Source organism: Alloalcanivorax xenomutans (assembly GCF_900217905.1).
In the GTDB taxonomy this organism is placed as follows: Bacteria; Pseudomonadota; Gammaproteobacteria; order Pseudomonadales; family Alcanivoracaceae; genus Alloalcanivorax; species Alloalcanivorax xenomutans.
On record NZ_OBMO01000002.1, the window covers coordinates 198,029 to 220,022 of the forward strand.

20 protein-coding genes are annotated in these 21,994 nt (G+C 61.5%); 7 read left to right on the forward strand and 13 right to left on the reverse strand.

The window, feature by feature from the left end; translation table 11 throughout:
- Positions 1-139: 139 nt before the first annotated feature.
- The 6 genes from CRO06_RS02515 to CRO06_RS02540 all read right to left on the reverse strand — a co-directional run bounded on the left by CRO06_RS02515 (position 140) and on the right by CRO06_RS02540 (position 5,555).
- On the reverse strand, positions 140-1,015 hold the full coding sequence (locus CRO06_RS02515; protein ID WP_097057669.1) for a hypothetical protein: 876 nt from the start codon (positions 1,013-1,015) through the stop codon (positions 140-142).
- Between the two features lie 73 nt (positions 1,016-1,088).
- Positions 1,089-1,880: an enoyl-CoA hydratase-related protein gene (locus tag CRO06_RS02520; protein ID WP_026948339.1), complete on the reverse strand. Its 792-nt coding sequence runs from the start codon at positions 1,878-1,880 to the stop codon at positions 1,089-1,091.
- Positions 1,881-1,885: 5 nt separating this feature from the next.
- A complete protein-coding gene (locus CRO06_RS02525) occupies positions 1,886-3,178 on the reverse strand; it encodes an acyl-CoA dehydrogenase family protein (protein WP_055100389.1) in 1,293 nt (430 codons plus the stop codon).
- 77 nt (positions 3,179-3,255) lie between these two features.
- Positions 3,256-3,627, reverse strand: coding sequence for a DUF6285 domain-containing protein (locus CRO06_RS02530; RefSeq protein ID WP_026948341.1), 372 nt, complete (start codon positions 3,625-3,627; stop codon positions 3,256-3,258).
- A gap of 22 nt (positions 3,628-3,649) precedes the next feature.
- Positions 3,650-4,642: a phosphotransferase family protein gene (locus CRO06_RS02535; protein WP_031228219.1), complete on the reverse strand. Its 993-nt coding sequence runs from the start codon at positions 4,640-4,642 to the stop codon at positions 3,650-3,652.
- Between the two features lie 145 nt (positions 4,643-4,787).
- On the reverse strand, positions 4,788-5,555 hold the full coding sequence (locus tag CRO06_RS02540; RefSeq protein ID WP_022994740.1) for an enoyl-CoA hydratase/isomerase family protein: 768 nt from the start codon (positions 5,553-5,555) through the stop codon (positions 4,788-4,790).
- 163 nt (positions 5,556-5,718) lie between these two features.
- On the opposite strand from CRO06_RS02540, the gene CRO06_RS02545 reads away from it, so the two are divergent.
- The 3 genes from CRO06_RS02545 to CRO06_RS02555 are packed head-to-tail and all read left to right on the forward strand — an operon-like array spanning position 5,719 to position 8,152.
- Positions 5,719-6,522, forward strand: a complete 804-nt coding sequence (locus CRO06_RS02545; RefSeq protein ID WP_022994739.1) for an SDR family oxidoreductase — start codon at positions 5,719-5,721, stop codon at positions 6,520-6,522.
- A 48-nt stretch (positions 6,523-6,570) separates the two neighbouring features.
- Complete coding sequence (locus CRO06_RS02550; RefSeq protein ID WP_055100387.1) at positions 6,571-7,452, forward strand: crotonase/enoyl-CoA hydratase family protein; 882 nt, start codon at positions 6,571-6,573, stop codon at positions 7,450-7,452.
- A gap of 13 nt (positions 7,453-7,465) precedes the next feature.
- A complete protein-coding gene (locus CRO06_RS02555) occupies positions 7,466-8,152 on the forward strand; it encodes a nitroreductase (protein ID WP_022994737.1) in 687 nt (228 codons plus the stop codon).
- Between the two features lie 29 nt (positions 8,153-8,181).
- Here the strand turns inward: CRO06_RS02555 and CRO06_RS02560 are convergent, their stop codons facing one another.
- Positions 8,182-8,673: an Lrp/AsnC family transcriptional regulator gene (locus CRO06_RS02560; protein WP_097057670.1), complete on the reverse strand. Its 492-nt coding sequence runs from the start codon at positions 8,671-8,673 to the stop codon at positions 8,182-8,184.
- Positions 8,674-8,807: 134 nt separating this feature from the next.
- Here CRO06_RS02560 and CRO06_RS02565 point away from each other — a divergent pair, with 134 nt between their 5' ends.
- Positions 8,808-9,440 (forward strand): LysE family translocator, encoded by a 633-nt coding sequence (locus CRO06_RS02565; RefSeq protein ID WP_097057671.1) that lies wholly within the window; start codon positions 8,808-8,810, stop codon positions 9,438-9,440.
- Here CRO06_RS02565 and CRO06_RS02570 read toward each other — a convergent pair.
- The 4 genes from CRO06_RS02570 to CRO06_RS02585 form a co-directional block, all read right to left on the reverse strand.
- Positions 9,435-9,947, reverse strand: a complete 513-nt coding sequence (locus CRO06_RS02570; RefSeq protein WP_022994734.1) for a TRAP transporter small permease — start codon at positions 9,945-9,947, stop codon at positions 9,435-9,437. The two genes, CRO06_RS02565 and CRO06_RS02570, sit on opposite strands and share 6 nt — an antisense overlap.
- A gap of 20 nt (positions 9,948-9,967) precedes the next feature.
- Positions 9,968-11,278 (reverse strand): TRAP transporter large permease, encoded by a 1,311-nt coding sequence (locus tag CRO06_RS02575; protein WP_022994733.1) that lies wholly within the window; start codon positions 11,276-11,278, stop codon positions 9,968-9,970.
- A gap of 9 nt (positions 11,279-11,287) precedes the next feature.
- Complete coding sequence (dctP, locus tag CRO06_RS02580; RefSeq protein ID WP_097057672.1) at positions 11,288-12,367, reverse strand: TRAP transporter substrate-binding protein DctP; 1,080 nt, start codon at positions 12,365-12,367, stop codon at positions 11,288-11,290.
- Positions 12,368-12,461: 94 nt separating this feature from the next.
- On the reverse strand, positions 12,462-14,075 hold the full coding sequence (locus CRO06_RS02585) for a class I adenylate-forming enzyme family protein (protein ID WP_097057673.1): 1,614 nt from the start codon (positions 14,073-14,075) through the stop codon (positions 12,462-12,464).
- A gap of 821 nt (positions 14,076-14,896) precedes the next feature.
- On the opposite strand from CRO06_RS02585, the gene CRO06_RS02590 reads away from it, so the two are divergent.
- From CRO06_RS02590 to CRO06_RS02600, 3 genes are all read left to right on the forward strand, one after another.
- Positions 14,897-16,270 carry a hypothetical protein gene (locus CRO06_RS02590; RefSeq protein WP_097057674.1) on the forward strand — a complete coding sequence of 458 codons (1,374 nt, stop codon included), beginning with the start codon at positions 14,897-14,899 and terminating at the stop codon, positions 16,268-16,270.
- Between the two features lie 738 nt (positions 16,271-17,008).
- On the forward strand, positions 17,009-18,394 hold the full coding sequence (locus CRO06_RS02595) for a hypothetical protein (protein ID WP_097057675.1): 1,386 nt from the start codon (positions 17,009-17,011) through the stop codon (positions 18,392-18,394).
- 287 nt (positions 18,395-18,681) lie between these two features.
- Entirely contained in the window at positions 18,682-19,542 is an 861-nt protein-coding gene (locus tag CRO06_RS02600; protein ID WP_097057676.1) for a hypothetical protein, read from the forward strand.
- Between the two features lie 66 nt (positions 19,543-19,608).
- Here the strand turns inward: CRO06_RS02600 and CRO06_RS02605 are convergent, their stop codons facing one another.
- Together CRO06_RS02605 and nfi are read right to left on the reverse strand one after the other, a co-directional pair.
- Positions 19,609-21,237 (reverse strand): SMP-30/gluconolactonase/LRE family protein, encoded by a 1,629-nt coding sequence (locus tag CRO06_RS02605; RefSeq protein ID WP_218839859.1) that lies wholly within the window; start codon positions 21,235-21,237, stop codon positions 19,609-19,611.
- Positions 21,238-21,307: 70 nt separating this feature from the next.
- On the reverse strand, positions 21,308-21,991 hold the full coding sequence (nfi, locus tag CRO06_RS02610) for a deoxyribonuclease V (protein WP_055100376.1): 684 nt from the start codon (positions 21,989-21,991) through the stop codon (positions 21,308-21,310).
- Positions 21,992-21,994: the final 3 nt, after the last annotated feature.

Genomic DNA, 21,994 nt, shown 5'->3' on the forward strand with positions numbered 1-21,994 from the left:
GTCGAAAAGGACGACTGATTGGCACGCCGGCACGCCTTATTCGCGAGCAAGCTCGCTTCCCACAGGAGCTACGAAGCCGCTGTGGGAAGCGAGCTTGCTCGCGAATAGGCGTGTTGCATGTACGTGGAATATCCGGGCTTCAACCCTGCACGAGCGACCCCGCCATCGCTTCCCGCATGGCCTCATCAATCTGAGTGGGCCGCCGCTGTTCGCGGTTCATCAACACCATCACGCTTTCGCAGGCACCGACCAGAACATCGTTGACACGGGCACCGCTGTGTACCCGGAAGGAACTGTTGCCGAAACCGGCAATCCCGGTGGCCAGTGAAGCGCTGTGCAGGGGCGCCGGCCAGTCCAGATAGTGGATATCAATGCGGGCCACCAGCAAACCCAGACCCGGCAGGCGCATGGCATCCAGGGAACTGACCCGGGACTGTTCCAGATAACGGGCGATGGTCAGTTCCCCCAGACGGCGGTCGGTGTCCTGATCGATAAAGCGCGGCTCCAGAGGCGTCCGGCACGGGTAGCCCTGATCCGCCTCCGGGCCGGCTTCAAAATCCGGCCAGGGCGCCAGCTCCGGCACCTCTCCGAGCCGGGCGCTCAAGGTATCGAATAAGGACGCCGGCAGAGGCTGCCATTGACCATCACGCCAGGCGCCCATCAGACAGTCCTGCACGCTGGTGCATTCCCCGTTCTGGAACAAGGCGATGACGAAACGGCAGCTGTCCTTGTCCACCGCCACCAGTTTCACCGCGCACTGCACGTCGGTGAGGTAGTGGGTTTCTTCAAGAAACTGGGTGACGGTACGGCGCGGGCGCAACAGCACCTGATCGGAACACCAGATGCCATCGGCTCCGGATACGTTCATCAGATAACGCAGGCGGCCCTCGGTGTGGAAACTCTGCACCGCCACATTATTGACGTGCCGCTCCACATCCAGATGGAAAAACAGCGGCGTGATGGTGAACTGAAAATCGTAGGCTTCGGGGTCCCGTTGCCAGGGTTGTGTTTTCACGTGGTGTGACTCCAACCGGAGAAAGGGATAGAGGAACGATGCCGATCGCGCCGGCATCGTCACCGGCGGTGGATCAATCGAAGTTCGGCCTGCGCTTTTCCAGAAAGGCCTGGACGCCTTCCTGGAAGGCATCGCTATCGATCAATCGCTGTTGTCCCTGGGTTTCCAGCTCCATTTGCTGATCCAGGGTGTTGTGCTGGGCGGCGTCCAGGGCGCGGCGGGCTTCCAGAGCAGCGCCCCGCGGCAAGGCCGCCAGGCGCGTGGCCAGCTCGCGGCTGGTCTTCTCCAGCGCCTCGTCATCGCAGCAGCCCCAGATCATACCCCAGCGCTCCGCCTGCTCCGAGGGGATGCGCTCTCCCAGCAGGGTGGCCCCCATGGCACGGGCGGAACCGGCCAGACGCGGCAGGTGCCAGGTAGCGCCCAGGTCCGGCAGGATGCCCAGGGTGGGAATGAACGGAAACAGGAAATAAGCGGAGCGGGCCGCGACCACCACGTCTCCGGCCAGCGCCAGGCTGGCCCCCGCCCCCGCCGCGGCGCCATTCACCGCGGACACCACCGGTACCCGGCAGCGGCGCAGTGCCTGAATCAGGGGCACCGAGGTTTCCCGCATCATTCGTGCCACTCGCGTGCCCACCGACTCATCGCTGGCCGGCGCCATGGTGCCCAAATCGGCGCCGGAGCAGAAGGCACGGCCACTGCCGGTGACAATCAGGGCACGCACACTGTCGTCCTGCTCAATGGCCGCCAGAGCGTGGAGCATTTCCTTTTGCAGTTCCGTCGCCAGCGCGTTCATGGTTTTCGGGCGGTGCAGGCTCAGCACCGCGATGGCGCCGTCCCGTTGCAGTTGGATCGAGTTGTATTCCATAGCCATTATCCTTGTTCGTCCCGCCAGCGATTCGGCCCCAGATAGCCGAACAGATAAGCGGCGACCTTACGCATCTGGATTTCCTCCGCCCCTTCGGTGATCCGATAGCGGCGGTGGTGCCGGTAAATATGTTCGAATGGCTTGTGCCGGGAATAGCCCATGCCACCGTGGATCTGCATGGCACGATCCGCCGCCTCACAGCACAGGCGATTGGCCCAGAAATTACACATCGACACTTTATCGGAAAGTTGCTTCTCCACTTCCACCTTTGGCAACTGATCCATCCGCCAGGCGGTATGGCGAATCAGCAACCGCAGCATTTCCGCCTGGGTATGCAGTTCCACCATCGGGAATTGAATGCCCTGATTCTTCGCCAGCGCTTCCCCAAACGGTTTGCGGTCGCGAGCATACCGCACACTTTCCTGAATGCAGAACACCGCCGCGCCGAGACTGGAAGCGGCCTGCCGGATGCGGTTTTCGTGAACGAAATGCTGGGCCAGCGCCAGGCCGTTGCCCTCTTCGCCGAACAGTGTGTCCGCCGGCACCCAGACATCGGTAAAGCTGATGCGCGGATGGTCGGTGGGCATGTTGAAGGTCCACAGGTACTCCTCCACCTTCAACCCTGGCGTGTCCGAGGGCACCAGCAGGGCGGTGATGCCTTTGGCGTCGCCGTCCTTGCCGCTGGTGCGGGCGAATGTCAGGCAGTGGGTGGACGTGTGCATGCCGGTGATCCACATTTTCTCGCCGTTGATCAGCCAACCGTCGACGCCGTCCCGCTGTTGCTTCACCGCGCGGGTTTCCATATGGGTGGCGTCGGAACCGTGATTGGGCTCGGTGAGACCAAAGGAGAGTTTCAGCTCACCGTTGAGCATGCCGTGGATAAAAGTGTCGCTCTGCTCGGCGGTGCCGAAATCCCGGAACATCAAGACAAAGGGGTTATTGGCGACGATGGAGTGCTCGTTCTGCAGATCGTTGTGCAGCCCGAGACCTTTTGCCGCCAGATGCTCTCGAATAACCGTCATCGCCAGATGGGAACCATCCTGGCCGCCGTATTGTTTCGGCAAAGGGAAACGCCAATGGCCGGCCTTGTCGGCGCGGCGACGGGCTTCCATCAGCAACGCTTCCCACTCTTCCCTGGGCAGACCGCCATTGTCAAAGTCGGTGCGCGCCCATTCCCGGCGGTGGTCAAAGAACCGAATGTTATCGTCCTGATTCTCCAGCGGTTTGATTTCCGCTTCGATGAACGCGTCCAGCTGTTCCAGATAGGCGGTCAATTCCGCCGGCAGATTGAAATCCATCACACCCTCCTTCGTGGGTTTTGTGGGGTGGGCTCCGTGGAGTGAATCCTGTACCGGCCCGCCACCATCGGCGCGCCTCAACGGTCCCGCGCGTTGAGGTAGCCGGAATAACGGGGCTGATCCACCGCCACCTTGTGCAGGGTGACGAACCAGAGAAAATCGGCCAGCCCCGGGGTATCCAGAGTGAATTCACCGTTGGCGATGCCCTGACAAAGACGTTCGGTCAACAGCCGGGTATCGCCGTCCTCACCAAGCAGATCACGCAGCCGTTGCTGCTCCTCCGCGGCGATATTCTCCGGCTGTGTCAGTTGCCGCTGGACCATATCCACCACATTGGCGGCCACCCGCACCCGGAACGCCAGCCCGTTACTGACCGCCGGCATCACTTCACGGCGCAGGAACTCCGCCACCACGGCCAGCAGGTCGGGGTCCTTGGGCAAATCTTGCATCGATCGCTCCTCGAACAGGCGCTCAGCGCGCCAACAGGGTCAACAGATCTATTTCGGTTTCCGAAGCACGGCGGCCAATGGCCCCCCGCTCCACGGTGCGGTCGGTACCACTGATGAAGGCCTGGGCCATCTTCTGACAGATCACACCCCACTTGAGAACACCAAACACTTCCCAGAACGCCACCCGGCTCGGATCCACCCGGCGACCACTGGCTTCCTGGTAGCCCTGGAACAGCTCCTCGCGGGTGCCGAAGCCCCCCACCGGCAGAGCACTGTTCCCGAAGCGCCAGGAGTTGACGCATATCCAGCCCAGATCCGCCATCGGATCACCGAGATAGGAAAGCTCCCAATCCAGCACGACACGCAGGCCGTTGCGATCCACCATCAGATTGCCGTTGCGGAAATCACCGTGAACCAGGCAGGGTTCCGCCGGCTCGGCGGGCAGGTTGTCACGCAGCCACCGGAACGCCAGCTCGAATACCGGACGCGGTTCGCCGCAGGCTTGGTAGCGCTGGTAGTAGGTGTCGATCAATTGTTCGGCGGTGCGCTGACGCAGGAACGAAACTTTGTCCAACGGCACCTGATGAATACCCGCCATCACTTGTCCGCATTGCCGCGCCAGCACCGAGCGGGCATTGCTATAGGCTTCGTCGCGCAGGATCCGTTGCGGCAGGGTTTCCCCATCGACCCGGCGCATGATGTAGCCCACGCCAAGGTCATCCTCCTCCTTCAACTCGTAACGCACGATGGGAACCGGCACATCGTGACGCAGCACTTCCCGCAACAGGCGTGCTTCCTGGTCCATGGTCAGCGTGGTGGAATCGGACCCGTTCATGGGGCTGGCGATTCTCAGAATCAGCGGCTCCACATCATCGTCGCCGACCAGATTGAACGACCACATCTGCTGGCTGGCGCCACCGGTCAGACGGGTCAGTTTGTCAATCGCGGCACCGGGTAACAGACGCGAGGACAACGCCTGCAACGCCTTACCCACGTTTTCCTGGTTTAACTCCATGAGATCCCCATGCTGGCTGCTCATTGGGTCCGCGACCCCGGTTCAGCCGCCACCGGGACTCAGGCTCCGGCGGCGGAAAGCTTAAAAATTCTAGGAACCCGCCAGCCGGATTAACGTCGTCGAATCAGACGATTTGCTGAGTCGCTTATTTCTTCGACTTCGTTTTAAAGGCCTCCACCGCCGCTTTCGATTCCGGGCTGGCGATGCAACGGTGTTGCGCCACCGCTTCCTGCTGGTAGGTTTCCGCGTAGCTGCTGGTGGCCGCCGCGCGCAGCAATCGCTTGGCTTCCGCGGTGGCCAGCGGGGAGCGTTGCGCCAGTTGGCCGCCCCATTCCAATGCCCGCTCTTCCAGTTGATCCACCGGCAGAACCTGGTTGGCTATACCCAGTGCCAGGCAACGCTGTGAGTCCAGACTGCCGCCCTCGACAATCAGTTGGAAAGCACGCTGATAGCCCAGATGCTGATAGAGGAACCAGGTGGCACCGCCATCAGGGACCAGCCCGATGTGGCTGAACGCCATGTAAATCCGGGCTTCCTCCGCCATCAACACCAGATCGCAGGCCATCAGCACCGCCGCGCCGACGCCGGCGGCGACACCGGGCGCCATGCCGATGACCGGCAGCGGCATGGTGGAGATTTTCTCCAGTAACGGCCGATAGCCATCCAGCAGGGTCTCAATGACACTCGGCTTGTTCTCCGGCGACTCCATCAAATCAGCGCCGGCGGAAAAGGCACGGCCGGTGGAACCGAGCACCACCACTTTGACGCGGTCATCCTGCTCCGCCTCGTTGAGGGCGGCCAACAGGGCTTCGCGCAGAGGGATATTGAAGGCGTTGAGGGCGTCCGGGCGGTTCATCTTGACGATCGCCACGGCCCCGTTCACCCGATAATCGACAAGCGCTTCGCTGGTCATGGTGACTCCTTGCAGGCCAATGAGGTGGCTCCGCATGATCGTTGGGAACCCCCTCCGTGGGCGTCGTCCGAAAAGACGATTCGTCCTAACCGACGATTGCCGCTTTTCACCCGGGTCGTGAATCTGTATCTCCCATGCACAGCAGAGCAGAGAAGGCCCAGCCATGAGCGAACAGCCCGTACGTACCGTCCAAGCCCTTTTCGATCTCACCGGCAAAACCGCCCTGGTCACCGGCGGTTCGCGCGGCCTCGGCCTGCAGATGGCGGAGGCGCTGGGCGAAGCCGGGGCCCGCGTGGCGATCAGTGCGCGCAAGGTCAAGGAACTGGAGGAAGCCGCCGAGCATCTGCGCCAACGCGGCATCGAAGTGCTGCTGTTGCCGGCTGATCTTTCCCAAGAGGCGCATGTGCTGAACCTGGCGGAACAGGCGGTCAAGGAACTCGGCCAGGTGGACATCCTGGTCAACAATGCCGGCGCCACCTGGGGCGCTCCGGCGGAGGACTACCCCATGGACGGCTGGGACAAGGTGATGACCCTCAATGTGCGCAACCTGTTCCTGCTGACCCGGGAAATCGGCCGCTTGAGCATGATCCCGCGCCGTTACGGCCGCATCGTCAATATCGCCTCCAACGCCGCCCTCGGCGGCAATCGCGATTTGATGCAGGCGGTGGGCTACAGCACCAGCAAAGGCGCGGTGGTCACCTTCACCCGGGCGCTGGCGGCGGAATGGGGTGCTTACAATATTACCGTCAATGCCATCGGCCCGGGGGTGTTCCCGAGCAAAATGTCCCGCTACCTTAGTGAGCGGCACGGCGACGAAGGCTTGGCACGGCGGGTTCCCCTCAACCGGATTGGTGACGAGGAAGGACTCAAAGGCGTGGCGCTTTTGTTTGCTTCGGACGCCGGCAAGCACACTACCGGCCAGTTTTTGCTGGTGGACGGCGGCGCTTCCGCGATGATCGCGGGCTGATCGTCTTTTCTTTATCTCTTACTTTTTATTGAGTACTTGGGAGTCACCATGGAAATTCCTTCCTTCCAAACACTGGAACTGACCGTCGATGATGGTATCGCCACCCTTTATCTCAATCGCCCGGACCGCATGAACGCCTTTACCCGGGAGATGAAGGACGAACTGATCGCCGCCTTTGATTTCACCGACGCCACTGACGAAGTGCGCGCGGTGATCGTCACCGGCAAGGGCCGCGCCTTCTGCGCCGGCGCGGATCTGGCCTCCGGCGGCGACACCTTCGACTACAAGAAGCGCGGCGGCGAAGGCGCCAACCCGGACGACGCTCACCGTGACGGCGGTGGTCAGGTGGCCCTGCGCATCTACCGCAGTCTCAAGCCGGTGATCGCCGCCGTTAACGGTGCCGCGGTGGGGGTCGGGATTACCATGCAACTGCCCATGGACGTGCGGCTCGCCGCTGAAAACGCCCGTTTTGGCTTTGTTTTCTCCAAACGGGGCATCGTCAACGAAGCGGCGTCTTCCTGGTTCCTGAGCCGGGTGGTGGGGATTTCCTCGGCGCTGGAATGGTGCTTCACCGGCCGGGTTTTCAACGCTCAGGAGGCCAAGGAACGTGGCCTCGTGCGTTCCGTGCATCCCGCTGACGAACTGTACGACGAGGCGGTAAAACTGGCTCGCGAGTTCGCCGACCAGACCTCCGCCGTCTCCATCGCCGCCATGCGGCAGATGATATGGCGCATGGCCGGGGCTTCCCATCCCATGGAAGCCCACCGCCTGGACAGTGCGACGATGAAATCCCGGGGCGGTTCCAACGACGTGCGCGAAGGGGTCAATTCCTTCCTGGAGAAACGCCCGGCGCAGTTCCCCGACCGCGTCTCCACCGACATGCCGGACTGCTTCGAATGGCAGAGCGAACCGCCGTTTAAGGCCATTTAAGGAGGGAGGCCCGATGACCGATGCCGCCAAGACCGTCAGTGAGGCGCTGGAATCCCGGCGCTCGATCCGCGCTTTTCAGGATCGTCCGGTGGACGGCGCCCTGTTGCGCGCCATTCTGGAAAAAGCCAGCCGGGCCCCGTCCGGAGGCAATTTGCAGCCCTGGCATCTTTATGTGGTGGGGGGCGAGCGCCTGGACCAGTTCAAGGCGATCATGCGTGAGCGCCTGCAAGACTCGCCTGGCGGGGAAAACAGGGAGTACGACGTCTATCCCCCGAACCTGATCGCCCCCTACCGGGACCGGCGTTTTCAGGTCGGCGAGGACATGTATGGCCTGCTCGGCATTCCCCGCGACGACAAGGCGGCACGGTTACGCTGGTTCGCCAACAACTTCCAGTTCTTCGGCGCGCCGGTGGCTCTGTTTTGCTATGTGCACCGCACCATGGGGCCGCCGCAATGGTCGGATCTGGGTATGTATCTGCAATCGGTGATGCTACTGCTGCGCGAGGCCGGTCTGGACAGCTGCCCGCAGGAGTGCTGGTCGCTGTACCCGCAAACCCTGGGTGAATTCCTCCAGGCGCCCGACGAGTGGATGCTGTTCACCGGCATGTCCATTGGTTACCGGGACGAGAACGCGGAAGTGAATCAGCTGCGCGCCAAGCGCGCGCCGCTGGATGAGATCGCCGAGTTCCACGGCCTCTGATCAGGAGGGGCCCGCGCCCCTCCTTCCCATCATCCCGCCGCCCCTGGCAGATGCGCCAGCGACAACCCGGTTTCCCGCTTGACCGTGGAGATGGCGAAGTTACTGCGGATATCCGTGATACCGGGAAGTTTCAGTAAAGTGCCACGCAAAAACCGCTCATAGGCGGGCAAGTCCGGCACCACCACTTGCAGCAGAAAGTCCGACTCTCCGGAAAGCAGATAACAGGATACCACCTCCGGCAGATCCGCCACGGCATCGCGGAAGGCGCTGTCCACCTCATCATCGTGCTGCCCTACTTTGATACCGACGAAAACCGTCAACCCCAAACCCACTCCGCCGCGATCAAGCTCGGCGTGATAGCCGCGAATGATCCCGCTTTGCTCCAGCAGACGAACCCGGCGCAGGCAGGGTGACGGCGAAAGTCCCACTTCCTCGGACAACTGAACGTTGCTCAGCCTGCCGTCCCGTTGCAACGCGGCCAGAATCCGCCGGTCCAGATTGTCCAACTTCACTTCTGGCATAAATGGGTCCTTTCAGGCTCATCATTGGCATTATATGCCAACACATAACGCTATCACCCGCCAAAACGCAATCCGACCTGCCGATCCAGGCCGTACTCTTAGCACCATGAAGAGGCAATCGGAACCCCGCTGGCATGGCTCATCTTGAAACTTTCATTGGCGCCCTGGTGGTCGCTTATCTGGTACCCGGTCCGGACCTGGTTCTGGTGCTGGAGACCGCCAGTGTCAGGGGACGCGCCCAGGGCCTGGCGACAGCGGCGGGGCTGGCGATGGCCCGTGGGGCTCATGTGGTCATGGCGGCCGCCGGTCTGGCCGCGTTGCTGAAAACCTCACCTTGGGTATTCGAGCTGGTCCGCTGGATCGGGGTGCTCTATCTGGTCTGGCTCGGCATCAGGATCGGCCGTTCCGCATCCTGGTCACTGGAAGATTCAGTGGCGACACCGGGCAGCCCGCCCCGAGCCTATGGCTCGGCGGCCTGGCGCGGCCTGCTGACCAATTTCACCAATCCCAAATCGCTGCTGTTCTGCTCCGTGTTGCTGCCCCAGTTCATCGACATCGGCAACGGTTCGGTGGCCTCTCAGTTTCTATTGCTGGGCACGATTCTGGTGGGCCTGGGCGTACTGTTTGACTTGTTCTATATCGCCGGTGGCCGCGCGCTTGGCCTGTGGATGCAACATCGTCCCTGGGCGCAACGCCTTCAGCGGGGCCTGTTCGCCACCCTGCTGATCGGCTTCGCCCTGCGCCTGGCCATGAGCCGTCCGTTATGACTCGCCGTTTCCGGCTGGGCGGCCGGCCAGCGCTTGCCACCACAGCCGCACCATCTCCAGCAGCATCAGCGCGAACGCCAGCGGCATCATCAACATCACCGGCCACACTGGCCAGAGCCGGGTACCGATCTGCATCTGCCGGGCGCTTTGCGCGGCCTCCCAGGCAAATTGCCACAGGTACCAGAGCAATACGGCAAAGATCACGATCTCCACGGTCAGCACCAACACCGCCATCGCTCGCGCCCATCCCGGCGACATCCTGTCGGCCAGAATATCGAAGCGGGGAAAGGTGCCCTGCCGATGCCCCAGCGGCACCGCCCAGAACACCAACAAGGGAAACAGCATGCGCTCGATCATGTTGTAACCACCGGGAATCAGGTCCATTCCCAGCAGATAACGACCGAGCACCCCGATCACCGTGATCATCATGATCAGGAACAGGCAGAGTCCCGCGCCCACCGAGGCCAGCCCGCCCTCCAATCGATCAATCGCTTTCCAGAACGCCATGGCGTCACCTCTCTCGCGGCTCAGCGAATTTGCTGTGGCAGCCAGGTAATCAGGGCGGGATAGCTGATCAGCAGAACGGTCAGCACCACGCCGGCCACCAACGCGAACAGACTGGCGGACCGGAATACCCGCGCCACCGGATAGTTGCCGGCGCTGGCGGCGGCGAAAGTGGCCAGCCCCACCGGTGGCGTGAGCAGCCCCAATGCGATCATCAGCGAGGCCATCACCCCGAACCACAGCAGGTCGATTCCGGCGCTTTGCAGCAGCGGCAGGATGATCGGTACCAGCAACACGATCACCGCCGCCGATTCCAGGAACATGCCACCGAGAAAGAACACCGCCATCAGAATCGCCGCCACCACATTGGGGTGGCCCAGTATCGGCTCCATCAGCGACAGCAGCTCATTGGGCAAACGGGAAAAGGTGAGGAAACGGGCGAAAATCTTGGCGCCGAGCACCAGCATCATGAGCGTGGCGGTGACCTTCACCGACTCCGCCAGCGCCTCGAACAATCCGCGCAGGTTAACCCGCCTCATCAGCATCATGCCCGCCATGGCGGTGAAGGCGCCGAGCGCGCCGGCCTCCGCCACCGTGACCACACCGCCGTAGATACCGCCAAACACGATCATCATCAGCGCCACCACGAACAGAAAGGCGGTCATGCTGCGACGAGCCTCCCCGGAGGGCGGCGCCTGTTCCGGCGCCTGGCCGTCCACCGCGCCCTCGCGCAATTCACCGAACAGGCGCAGGCAGATGATGTAGATGGCGATACACAGCAACCCCGGCCCGATCGCGCCGATGAACAGATGGCCGATGGGCACCGATGCCAGCGAACCATAGATGATCATGATCAGACTCGGCGGAATGATCGCGGACAGAGAGCCGGCCACCGCCGACAAGCTCAACGAGAAGCGCCGGGTGTAACCCAGTTTTTCCAGCTCCGGCGAGGCCAGTGATGCCAGGGAGGCGGAGCTGGCGGCACCGGAGCCCGACACCGCGCCCAGCAACGAGCCGGTGACGATGGTCGCCACCCCCAATGGGAAGCGCCGATAACCGGACAACCGGTGCCCCACGGCGAACAGGTCCCGTATCACGCCGCCACGCAACAACAACTGCGCCATCAACAGATACAGCGGCACGATGGACAGGGAGTAAATCGACGCGGTGTAGAATGTATCGGAACCAAGAATCCCTCCGAGCACGTCCACGCCGACCACCAGCACGATGCCCAACATACCGGCGCCAAACAGTACCGTGGCCACGTTCTGGCCAAGCACCAGGAAAGCGGCGAACCAGGCCAGCACTATCCAGATAATCTGCGTATTCGACATGGCGCCGGCTCAGTCCTGTTCGAGGTAGTCCGCGGCACTCGGCGGAATGGTCCCGCCCTGCTCCTCAATCAGCTCCGCCCACAGGCGCGCGGTGGCCTTGCCCGGATGCCCGGCCTCCTCCATCTGTTCGATCCAGCGAATCCAGGTACGGCTGGCGGCATCCTGCAAATGCCCGGCCATGTCGTCGGACAGCTCGTTCAGTTCCACGAAGGTGGCGCCCGCCTTCTGGGTCCTGGCTCTCACTGCTTCCTCCTGCCTATCGATATGGGCGGCGTTATCCAGGGCGATCTGACGGGCCGCCCGGTCCCAGGTGGCGCGCTGTTGTTCGGTCAATCCGTTCCAGGTCTGGTCGGTGACCGCCAGGTAGCTTTCCCAATGTCCCATGGAAATGCCGGTGATGGTGTACTTGAGCAGGTCCTCGAACGAGTACGACGGCCAATCCGCCACCGACAGGATGGTGCCAATCACCGTCTTGCGGGACAGCGCCTCGTAGGAGTCGGCGCTGGTCATGGTCACCGGCGTCGCGCCCAGTTCCTGCAGCAGTATGGTGTGCAGCGCGGAACCGGCACGGATCGGCGCGCCTTCCAGGTCGTCCGGAGAATCCAGCACCCTGCCGATGGTGGACAACGAATACGCGGAAGTGGCCCCCAGGGGCCAGCCACGCAGCCCCTTGCTGGCCAACTCGTACTGGTAAAAGGTCTTGCCGTCCGCCAGTTCCCGGTCGGAGTCCATCAGCGTCTGAAGCGCCTTGGTGACCATCACCGAAGTGGTATTCAGAGTTGGTAGCTGGGTCACGTCGGACAGCGGAAAACTGCCTTCATGGTAGGGTGCCAGCAGCGGCGCGGCCACGGAAATGGTGCCGGTCTTCAGCGCATCCCATTCCCGCCCCGGTGTCACCAGGGAACCGGAATAGAAACGCACGAAGGAAAGGTCCGTTTCCTTTTCCATGGCGTCCACGAACGGGTCCATGTGCTGGCCGACCCAGAAGTGCTGCTGCCCCATACCGGCGGAAATTCTCAAAGGCGCGGCGGCGGACACCGCCGTCATCACCGTGAGTGTCATAACCAGAAGCAAACGTACCACGCGCATAAAGATGTCCTCCCCGGCAACGCAACCGGCTTATCCGTGCTGATGTTGGGAGCGCAGGAACCATCCCGCGGCGGTTGCGGTGAACCGCCGCGGCCTAGCCGGACGCTGTTTGGGTTTCGCTGATACGGAGCCGTAACTGCGCCTTCAACACCTTGCCATTGGCGTTACGAGGCAGCGGCTCTTCAAGAAAGTCGATGAAATCAGGGATTTTGTAATCGGCCAGATGTTCGGCGCAGTAAGCCTTGAGACGGGCGGCGCTGAGCCCGGGGTCGTCGCTGACCACGAACAGTTGGATTTTCTCTCCCAGCACCGGATCAGGCCGGGCCACCGCGGCACACTCGATCACGCCGTCGAGCCCCTGCAGCAATCCTTCCAGTTCGGCGCTGTAAATGTTGTAGCCGGCACGGTTGATCATGTCCTTTTTACGGTCCAGCACCCGCACGTAGCCGTTTTCGTCCACCGAACCGATGTCTCCGGAACGCCAGTAGCCGCCGGCGAATTCGGCACGATCCGCCTCCGCGTTGTTCCAATATCCCGGCGTCACCATGGGGCCGGCGATCCATAACTCGCCGGCCTCGCCCGGTGGCCGTTCGCGGCCATTGGAGTCCATCACCTTGATGTCACCGCAGGTGACCACCCGGCCGACACTGTCGGCATGCCGGGCCGCCTCACCCAACGGCAGAATAGTAGCCGGTGAACAGGTCTCGGTGGCCCCGTAGGCGTTGACCAACTGCAGGTTCGGCAACCGTTCCGCCAATCTCTCGATGGTGGCCTCCGGCATGGGCGCGCCACCGAAGCCACCGAGCCGCCAGGCGGACAAGTCATATTGACCGAAGTCCGCTCGCAGCAGACAAAGGTTATACATGGCGGGCACCATCACCGTATGCGTGATCCGCTCCCGACCGGCCAGAGCCAGGAAACGCTGGGCGTCGAATTCCCGCTGAATCACCACGCAGCCCCCCACGTGGAACAGGGTCAGAATCACCGCCACCACACCGGTCACATGACTCGCCGGCACCACCAGCAACGAGCGCTCGTTTTCACCCAGCGCCATGGACTGTTCAAAATGCAGCAGGCTGTGCAGCAGGTTCAGGTGGGTCAGGCGCACGCCCTTTGGGCGTCCGGTGGTGCCCGAGGTGTACAGCAGGATGGCGGTATCATCTTCTTGAGGGGTGGGCAGAGGCAGGCGCGGGGCGCCTTCCTTCAGCAGCGCCTCGAACGGCTCGGCGCCGGCGACCTCATCACCCACCGCGAAGCGGAACGCCAGCGCCGGCAAGGTTTCCCGGCCGCTGACTTTATCGCTCTGAACTTCATCATGAATCAGCACCTTGGCCTGGCAGTGATACAGGATATAAGCCAGCCCGGATTTGGATTCGCGGATGTTGACCGGCACCACTATGGCACCGAGCCGCAGCGCCCCCAGCAACGCCAGCACGAACTCGTTGCTGTTGGCCATCAGCAAGGCGATCCGGTCACCGGCCTCCACGCCGCGCCGCGCCAGCTGGGCCGCGATATGTTGTATGCGCCGGTTGGCCTCCCGATAGGTCAGCCGCTGACCATCACAGACCAGACACTCATTGTCCGGCGCCCGGCTCACTGCACGGCGAAAGGAGGCCAAAAGATTGGCCGGTCTGGTGGCGTAGCAACGCACCAGGCGATCGCCAAAGTGATACTCATGGCGAACGGCGAAGGGGACCTTGTCTCCCATATAGATCTCTCCGGAACTGCCGGGTCCATGTTGTTCTTCTCTTTCCATTGTTAGGGGGTGACCCCGGAAGACTCGTCGTCCGAAGCGACGATTTGCCCCTCGGGCGGGGAATCTATCCTCTTTTCGGAGGTCTTCTTAAAGTGTGCGCGCTTACTTACACGTCCTCTTGTTTTATTTTGAAATAGTTCTTATCGGTATGGACGATTTTTTCTTCCATTAAATATGTTAAGGACTGCCATAATCGCTCAATTTACGATCAATTTCCTGATCGAATGACATATTTGGAAATTGTTTTCGTCGCCAGAACCTCTTCTCATTTCTCTTTTTCCGTGATCGTTTCCAGCCAGTGAACACCCGCTCGCGACGAAGGCCGGCGCAGCCGGCAAACGGCGCAAAACACTTCATGTCATGGCGGATCGCATGCAACTCATTGTTTTGGAAGAATTATTCACATGGCCATGCGACTTAAGGAGGGGTTCGCCAATCCCCCGAAAGCCGCTTACCATCGGCATATCGCCCTTCTTCACGCGCGGGGGAAAAGCGCGAAGGCAAGGGGCTTCGGGCGCTCCAGGCATTTCGTCGAAACCGACGATTGTTACCGTTCGGTCACAGAGACAACCATATCGTCGACAGGGAGTACGCCCGTTCCCCATTAAAGGCCTGCGAAACGGGTATACTTGCACGTCTTCTAGGGTGCCTCCGGGATGGAGGTCCTCTCTCGGGAGAAACTGCCTTCGGAAGGGCGAAGGGAGGCACAGGGGCATAATTCAAAACAGCGGCCCCTCTATCAATAAACTTCGAAGAACACAGGACGAATAACAATGGCACTTAAGTGGACCAGCAATCACGAAGGGGGTCAGGCCAGCCCTGCCCGTTCCCAACTCCGCACCAGCATTAAAGCCGCCGCTATCGGCTCGGCCATCGGCCTCGGCACCTTGATGTCGGCTCCGGCCATGGCATTGAAAACCGATTTCGGCATGGAATATCGTGCTACCGCCTTCGCGGTGCAATCTGACGCCTTCGATGGCGGCCCCGGCACCTCCGAGACGGACAACGGCATTGGCCACCTGATTCGGGTCAAAGCCAACTTCCTCGACGAAGACACCGGAATCTCCGTCTACACCAGCGTGGAACTGGCGGGCGACCGCTGGACCGGTGACGACCGCAAATACGGCACTACCAACGACCAGGGCTTCAATACCACCAGCCGCGGCGATAATGTGCGCCTGGATCTGGGTTATGTGCAGATTCCGGTCGGCCACACCATCTTCCGCGTGGGCCGGCAGGCCACCAGTTACAACAACTGCTTCCTGACGTGTGACGACCGCCGTGACCGGGTGCTGATGATTCAGCCCCTGAATAAGACCACCACCATGGTGCTGGGCTACGACCGCCGTGCCGACACCACCACGTTCGCCAACCAGGACAATGGTGACATGGCTTTGTTGGGTGTTACCGGCAAACTGAGCGACAACTGGAATGCCGGCCTGCTGTATGTCAAGTGGATGGACAACTACGACGGCACCGTGGCGTACACTCCAACCCCCTACGTACTGAACGGCGTCAACCTGGTATCCGGTTATGTGTCCGGCGGCCTCGGCGACTTGGCTACCGCCACCCTGGGTTTCAACTACTTTGCCGACGGCAAGGTGGAAGGCGCGGTGGACGAGCAGTACTTCACCGATCAGTCTCCGTCCGGTTACTTCCGCCTGGAAGGTGACGCTGGCCCAATGAACTGGGGCGTACAGTACGTGACCGCTCGTGACGGCGGCTTGATCGCACCGGGCTTCGACACCTATTCCAGCCTGATCAACAGCAATCCGGACGCCACCCAAAGTGCCACCAGCATGTACCGCATGGGCGGCACGCTGGGTGTGAAGGATTACGACGAGGATCTGGTGATCGGCAAACTGACCTGGAACGTTACCGACAAGTTCGCCGTTACCGGCGCCGTGGGTCAACTGTCCGTGGACAACGCGCTGACCGATACCGATGACGACAGCATGGTCTACGACCTGCAGTTCGCCTACCAGGTCAACAAAGCACTGCGCACCTGGTTGTCCGTGGGCATGCTGGAGGAAAATAAGGCAGGAACCTTGTCCGGCAACGGCTTGATCGGCTCTCTGGCGGGAATGAACACCTTCGCCGACGACGACGTGAAGGCAGCCAGCCTGAACATGACCGTGAACTTCTGATTGTTTGCTGAATCAGTAACCCTCCGGAAAGGGGCGGCCCAAGCCGCCCCTTTCCTTTTGTCCTCTCCCTACCCACCCTGATATTGTCCCCCACCGCAGATAACCTCAGAGGCTCTCTCGGCTTCCGCTCGCCGCCGTCGCCCGAGAGTCAACAATGCCCTCCACGCCAAATCCCGACATCTCTCAGCCGCTTTCCATGGGGGATGCCCGTGTGTCAGCACACGATCAAGCCTCACCGGAAAAGATGAATCCCCCAGCCCCGATCACGCCCAAAACATCCCTCTCCATGCCATTATTATTTAATTCAACCCGGTTTATATATTCATGCATTTCCCTTTTTATTTTTATATTAATAGAACAATCGTCCCACACTTTAAATAATGATTTTATTAACCCGTAACTCAGTCCTTTTAAATCGATTTAAGATTAGAAACATTCTCACCAGTATAAATTTCACATCTCGTCGGAAACGACGATTGTTACCGTTTCTCCATGAAGGGAAAGATAAGCTGACCGGGGCGTATTAATACGCTTATGCAGAAATACACTCCGGCAATTAAGGGCCTTCCTGAATAAGGCTGGCTCACTCGGGAGAAACTGCCTTCGGAAGGGCACGCGAGGGACATCGGGGATTGGCACACGGGTACAAATCAACACCGGGTGTGGTCGCCATGGCGCATCGGCGCCGTCCGAAGTTCCCATATACCAATAAACTTCGAACAATAAAGGGCAACAACAATGGCATTTAAGTGGACCGATAAACAAAACACACCGCTGACCACCAGCACCCCTTCAAATCAACTCCGCAACAGTATTAAAGCCGCCGCGATCGGCTCCGCCATCGGCCTCGGCACTCTGATGTCGTCCTCCGCCATGGCACTGAAAACCGATTTCGGCATGGAGTATCGCGCCACCGCGTTCGGCGTCACTTCCGACGCGTTCGACTCCACCAATCCCGGCACCTCCGACACGGATACCGGCTTCGGCCATCTGATCCGGGTCAAAGCCAACTTCCTGGATGAGGACACCGGTATCTCCGTCTACACCAGCGTGGAACTGGCCGGTGACCGCTGGGTGGGTGACAACCACGGTGCCGCCTCACCCGCCAATGACCAGGCTTTCAACACCGGCAGTCGCGGCGACAATGTGCGCCTGGATCTCGGCTATGTGCAGATTCCGGTGGGTCACACCATCTTCCGCGTGGGCCGTCAGGCCACCAGTTACAACAACTGCTTCCTGGTGTGTGATGACCGCCGAGACCGGGTATTGATGATTCAACCGCTGAGCAAGAAAACCACGCTGGTGGCACTCTACGATCGCCGCCAGGACGCCGCGCCGTTCGCCAACCAGGACAACGGCGACATGACCACCCTGGGTATCACCAGCAAAATCACGGATAACGTGAATGCCGGGCTGGTCTACGTGCAGTGGATGAACAACTACGAGGGCAGCATCGCCTATCCCGGCGCGGCCACGCCCTATGTCCTGTCCAACGTTACCCTCTTCTCGGGCTATGTCAGCGGCGGCCTCGGCGATGTCGCCAAAGCTACCGTGGGCTTCAACTATTTCACCAACGGCAACGTGGAAGGCGCCGCCGACGACCAGTACTTCACCGATGACGCCCCCTCGGCGTATCTGCGCCTTGAAGGCGATGCCGGCGTGGTGGGCTGGGGCCTTCAGTACATCATGTCCAAGGACGGCGGTTTGATCTCCCCCGGCTTCGACACCTACTCCAGCCTGATCAACAACAATCCCGATTCCACCCAAAGCCCCACCAGCATGTATCGCATGGGTGGCACGCTTGGGGTCAAAGGCTACGATGAGGAAGTGATCGCCGGTAAGCTGACCTGGAACCTCACCGACAAGTTCGCCGTTACCGGCGCCGTGGGTCAACTGTCCGTTGACAACCCGACCATCAACGCCGATGACGACAGCATGTTCTACGACCTGCAGTTCAGCTATCAGGTCAACAAGACTCTGAGAACCTGGCTGTCCGTGGGTATGCTGGAAGAAAACGAAGCCGGCATGTTGTCCAGCAACGGCCTGGTCGGTCCTCTGCCGTCAGCGGCTTTCGCCGATGACGATGTGAAGGCCGCCAGCCTGAATATGACCGTCAACTTCTAAGCTCCCAGTTCCGTGTGGTGAGGGCAGTCCAGGATGGACCGCCCTCCGTGGAATCCACTTGGATTCACTGCACCATACCGCGCGGCATGAGGGTCCCTTCGCCCTGTTGTCCGCCTCTCGTCGCGTCACCCGCGGATCGTGCCATTTCCGCTGGTACGCGGCGCTTTTTCATGTGGGCCGGAGAGCCTGACACTGGACACTCCCTCTTCAGTTGCGCAAACTCCAAGAGACGTCCGGGCCGGCCTGCTCCGACCCGCCCCCTCAATGCGGTAGAAACGGAAACATCCATGAATAACAGCCCCCGTCGAGCCCTGCTTGGCCTCCTGGCGGCCGCCTTTGTCAGCGGTTGCGCCAGCCAGAACCTGGACACTGAAAACGCACTGGAAATGGTCGACTCTCCGGCCGAACTCAATACGCCCAAACCGGAATGGAAGACGCCATTCTGGGAGCGTGGCGCCAGTGACCAGGGTGCCGTCACCGCATTCCAACGTCGCGACGAACCCCTCAATAATGTCGGCGTGCTGGTACAGGGTCAGCTCGGCAATGCCGATGCCTTCTGGAGCACGCTCACCGAAGGCGCTCCGGAACACGGTTTCGTGATCGTCCCCACCGGCACCCTGCGTGACGCCCTGAGCAATACCCAGGGTTGTGGCAATGCCCCGCTGCAAAGCGAAAGCTGCCTGGACGGTTTGACCACCTATCCAGGTGTTCGTCTGTTGGTGGAAGTGGTTCCTGCCGGCCAGAATCAACTACAGGTTTCCCTGCGCGATACTACCCGTGAAGGCGTCTCCACGGTGACCCTGGGCACGGACAGCAACGGCGGCGCCAACGCACTGCTGGATGAGCTGGCGGCCCGCGCCGACAGCGCCCGCTGGTCGGTACGCGCTTTCGACGGTGGTGACGGCCATGTCTATATCCCCGCCGGCCGCCGCAACGGGCTGGCATTGGGCACTGAACTGGAAGTGCGGCAGCCGGGACAGGCGATCCAGGCGCCGTCCGGTCAGGTGATCGGTTGGCGCCCCGGCGCCGTCGCCGGCAAGGTGAAGGTGACGCAGTGGGTTGGCGAAGGTCTGGCCGTGGTCGAGACCACTTCGGGCAGCGCTCCCAGTCCCAGTGACTGGCTCACCCTGCCCCGCAAGAAAAACTGATCCAGACGGAAACCAGGATCGCGACCTTCTTCACAAGGGCCGCGATCCTTTCTCCCATTCCGCGCCTCAACGCCGCTTCATACGATACAGACCACCCTTGCGGTCGGCACTGAAGTAGAGATCCCCGTTGGCGGCTTCCACCACATCATTGAAGACGCCAGTGGGCGGCAGGCCCTGAAGCTGGGGCAACCCCACCGGCAGTTCCTCCGCCAGCACGCGCTGGTCGCCCCGGACCGGGTCCACTTCCAACAGACGGCGCTTGCCCACTTCCATCACCAGCAGCTTGCCATCCCGGGTCAGATCGATGCCTTCCGGCAAGACCAGGTCATCGCGGATCAGACGGCGGGACCAGTCATCGGTATCGAACGCCCACAGATTGCCGCCGGCATCGGCCACATACAGCGCCGAGCCGTCTTTGTTCAGGGACAAGCCGGCCGGTCCTTCCAGGTCCTCAACCACCACATCCCTTTTCTTGCCTTCCTCGCCGGACACCCGCACCAGATTGCCACTGGCCAGCTCCGCCACCAGCAGGCTACCGTCGTTAAGACGGACCACATCGTGCGGCGCCTTGAACTCATGCAGGGAGCGCTTCAATTCACCGCTGTGCCGATCGAATTCCTGCACCACGCTGGCGGCCCAGCTGGCGGTGACCACGGTGTCCTGATCCGCCCAGATGTTCATCGGGTACTCCAGGTCAGAGCCCCACACCCGCGCCAACTCGTGCACCTTACCTTCGCCCACCGCATAGCGACGCAAGGCGAATACATCGGCAATGTAGATGTCATCACCGACCACCGACAGCCCCGCCGGCGCGGCCAGATCCGAACGCACCAGGGTGCGGATCTGGCCGCTTTCCGGGTCCACTTCCTGAATCGAGTTATCCGCCATGTTGGAGACGTAGATACGTTTGCGCTTGTGATCCACGGCCAGGTTGTCCAGGGCCGGCTGTAACGTCGCCACCGTGGTTTTGGCGCCACTGTCCACATCCACCCGCACCAGCTCGCCGGTTTTGGTATCCACCACGTAGAGCCGCCCTTCGGCATCGAAGTTCACCGCCGCCGGCACCTGAAAATCCCGCGCCACGGTTTCCATCTTGCCGCTGTCCACGTCCACGCGGACCACTTTGCCCTTGAACCACAATGGCCCGTACAACTTGCCGTCGGCGCCGAATTCGAAACCATTGAGGCCGCCCATGTCTTCCTTGATCTTACGGACCGGCGCTTCACCCTGGCGGTCGATTTCATAGAGCGCATCCCCCATGAACACCTGGGTCGCGAACAGCCGGCCTTCCTGGTTATAGGCCAGGGAGTTGATGCCGGGCAGGCCAAGAGCGGCGTCACGCACTTCGCCATCGGCATCGCGAATGCGCAGAATACCGCTGAGGTAAGAGGTCCAGGCCATTTCGCCGTCAGGCCCGAAGGCGACGTCATCGGCCATGCCCTCATCCGGCCCTTCAAACACCGTCACCCTACCGCTGTTGATGTCCACGCGATTAAGCGATTGCCCCACCACACTGCCGGCATACAAGCGTCCTTCCGCGTCCACGCCCAGTCCGTGCACACCGAGATACGGCAGGGGCCCCACCACGGCCCTGGGCGCATCGTAGCGCGCCTCCTCGGCCTGAACGGCAGCCCCGAATGACAAACACAACGCCAGCGTCATCCAGCGCCATTGAGTGCGGGGTCGACAATACATACAACTCTCCATTCCGTGTCCTGGTCATACCGGCACTTCGCCGGACAAAGTGGCAGATTAGCAGGCCGGGCTATTTCAGGCGATCCAGCCAGCGTTGGCCGCGATTGGAGGCCAGTCCATCGGCCCAGCGGGTGGTTTCCGGCAGACGGTAGCGGGTGATACAGGCCATCACCCACTCCAACGCGGTGGCCAGGGAAAGACGATGGCCCGGCGAGATGAACAACGGTTTCACCCCTTGCCGGGTTCGCAGTACCGCGCCGATCACCTCATCGCCATCACGTAGAGGCACCCAGGCACCGCGCCGGTCCGGCACCGGGTCATGAGTACCGACCAGCCGGCTTTTCGCCACGCCGATACTGGGCAGACCGGTCAGCACACCAAGGTGGGAGGCCACCCCCAGACGACGCGGGTGGGCGATACCCTGACCGTCACACAGTAAAAGATCCGGCGTGACCTTCAGCGACGCCAGCGCCCGCAGGACCACGGGGCATTCGCGGAAGGACAACAAACCGGGCACATAAGGGAAAGAAACCGGCAGGCGCGCCAGGGCATGGTCCACGGGCTCCAGGGTAGCGGCGTCCAGTACCACCACCGCGGCACGGGCAGTGTGCTTGTTCTCGAAACCCACATCCACGCCGGCCACGGTACGCACCACGGGAAGCTGGTCCTCGGTGATCACGGCGGTGGCGGTTTTCCGCTGCAAGGCGATGGCATCCCGGGGCGTCAAACCCGCCCACTCCTGTTCCAGACTCATCCG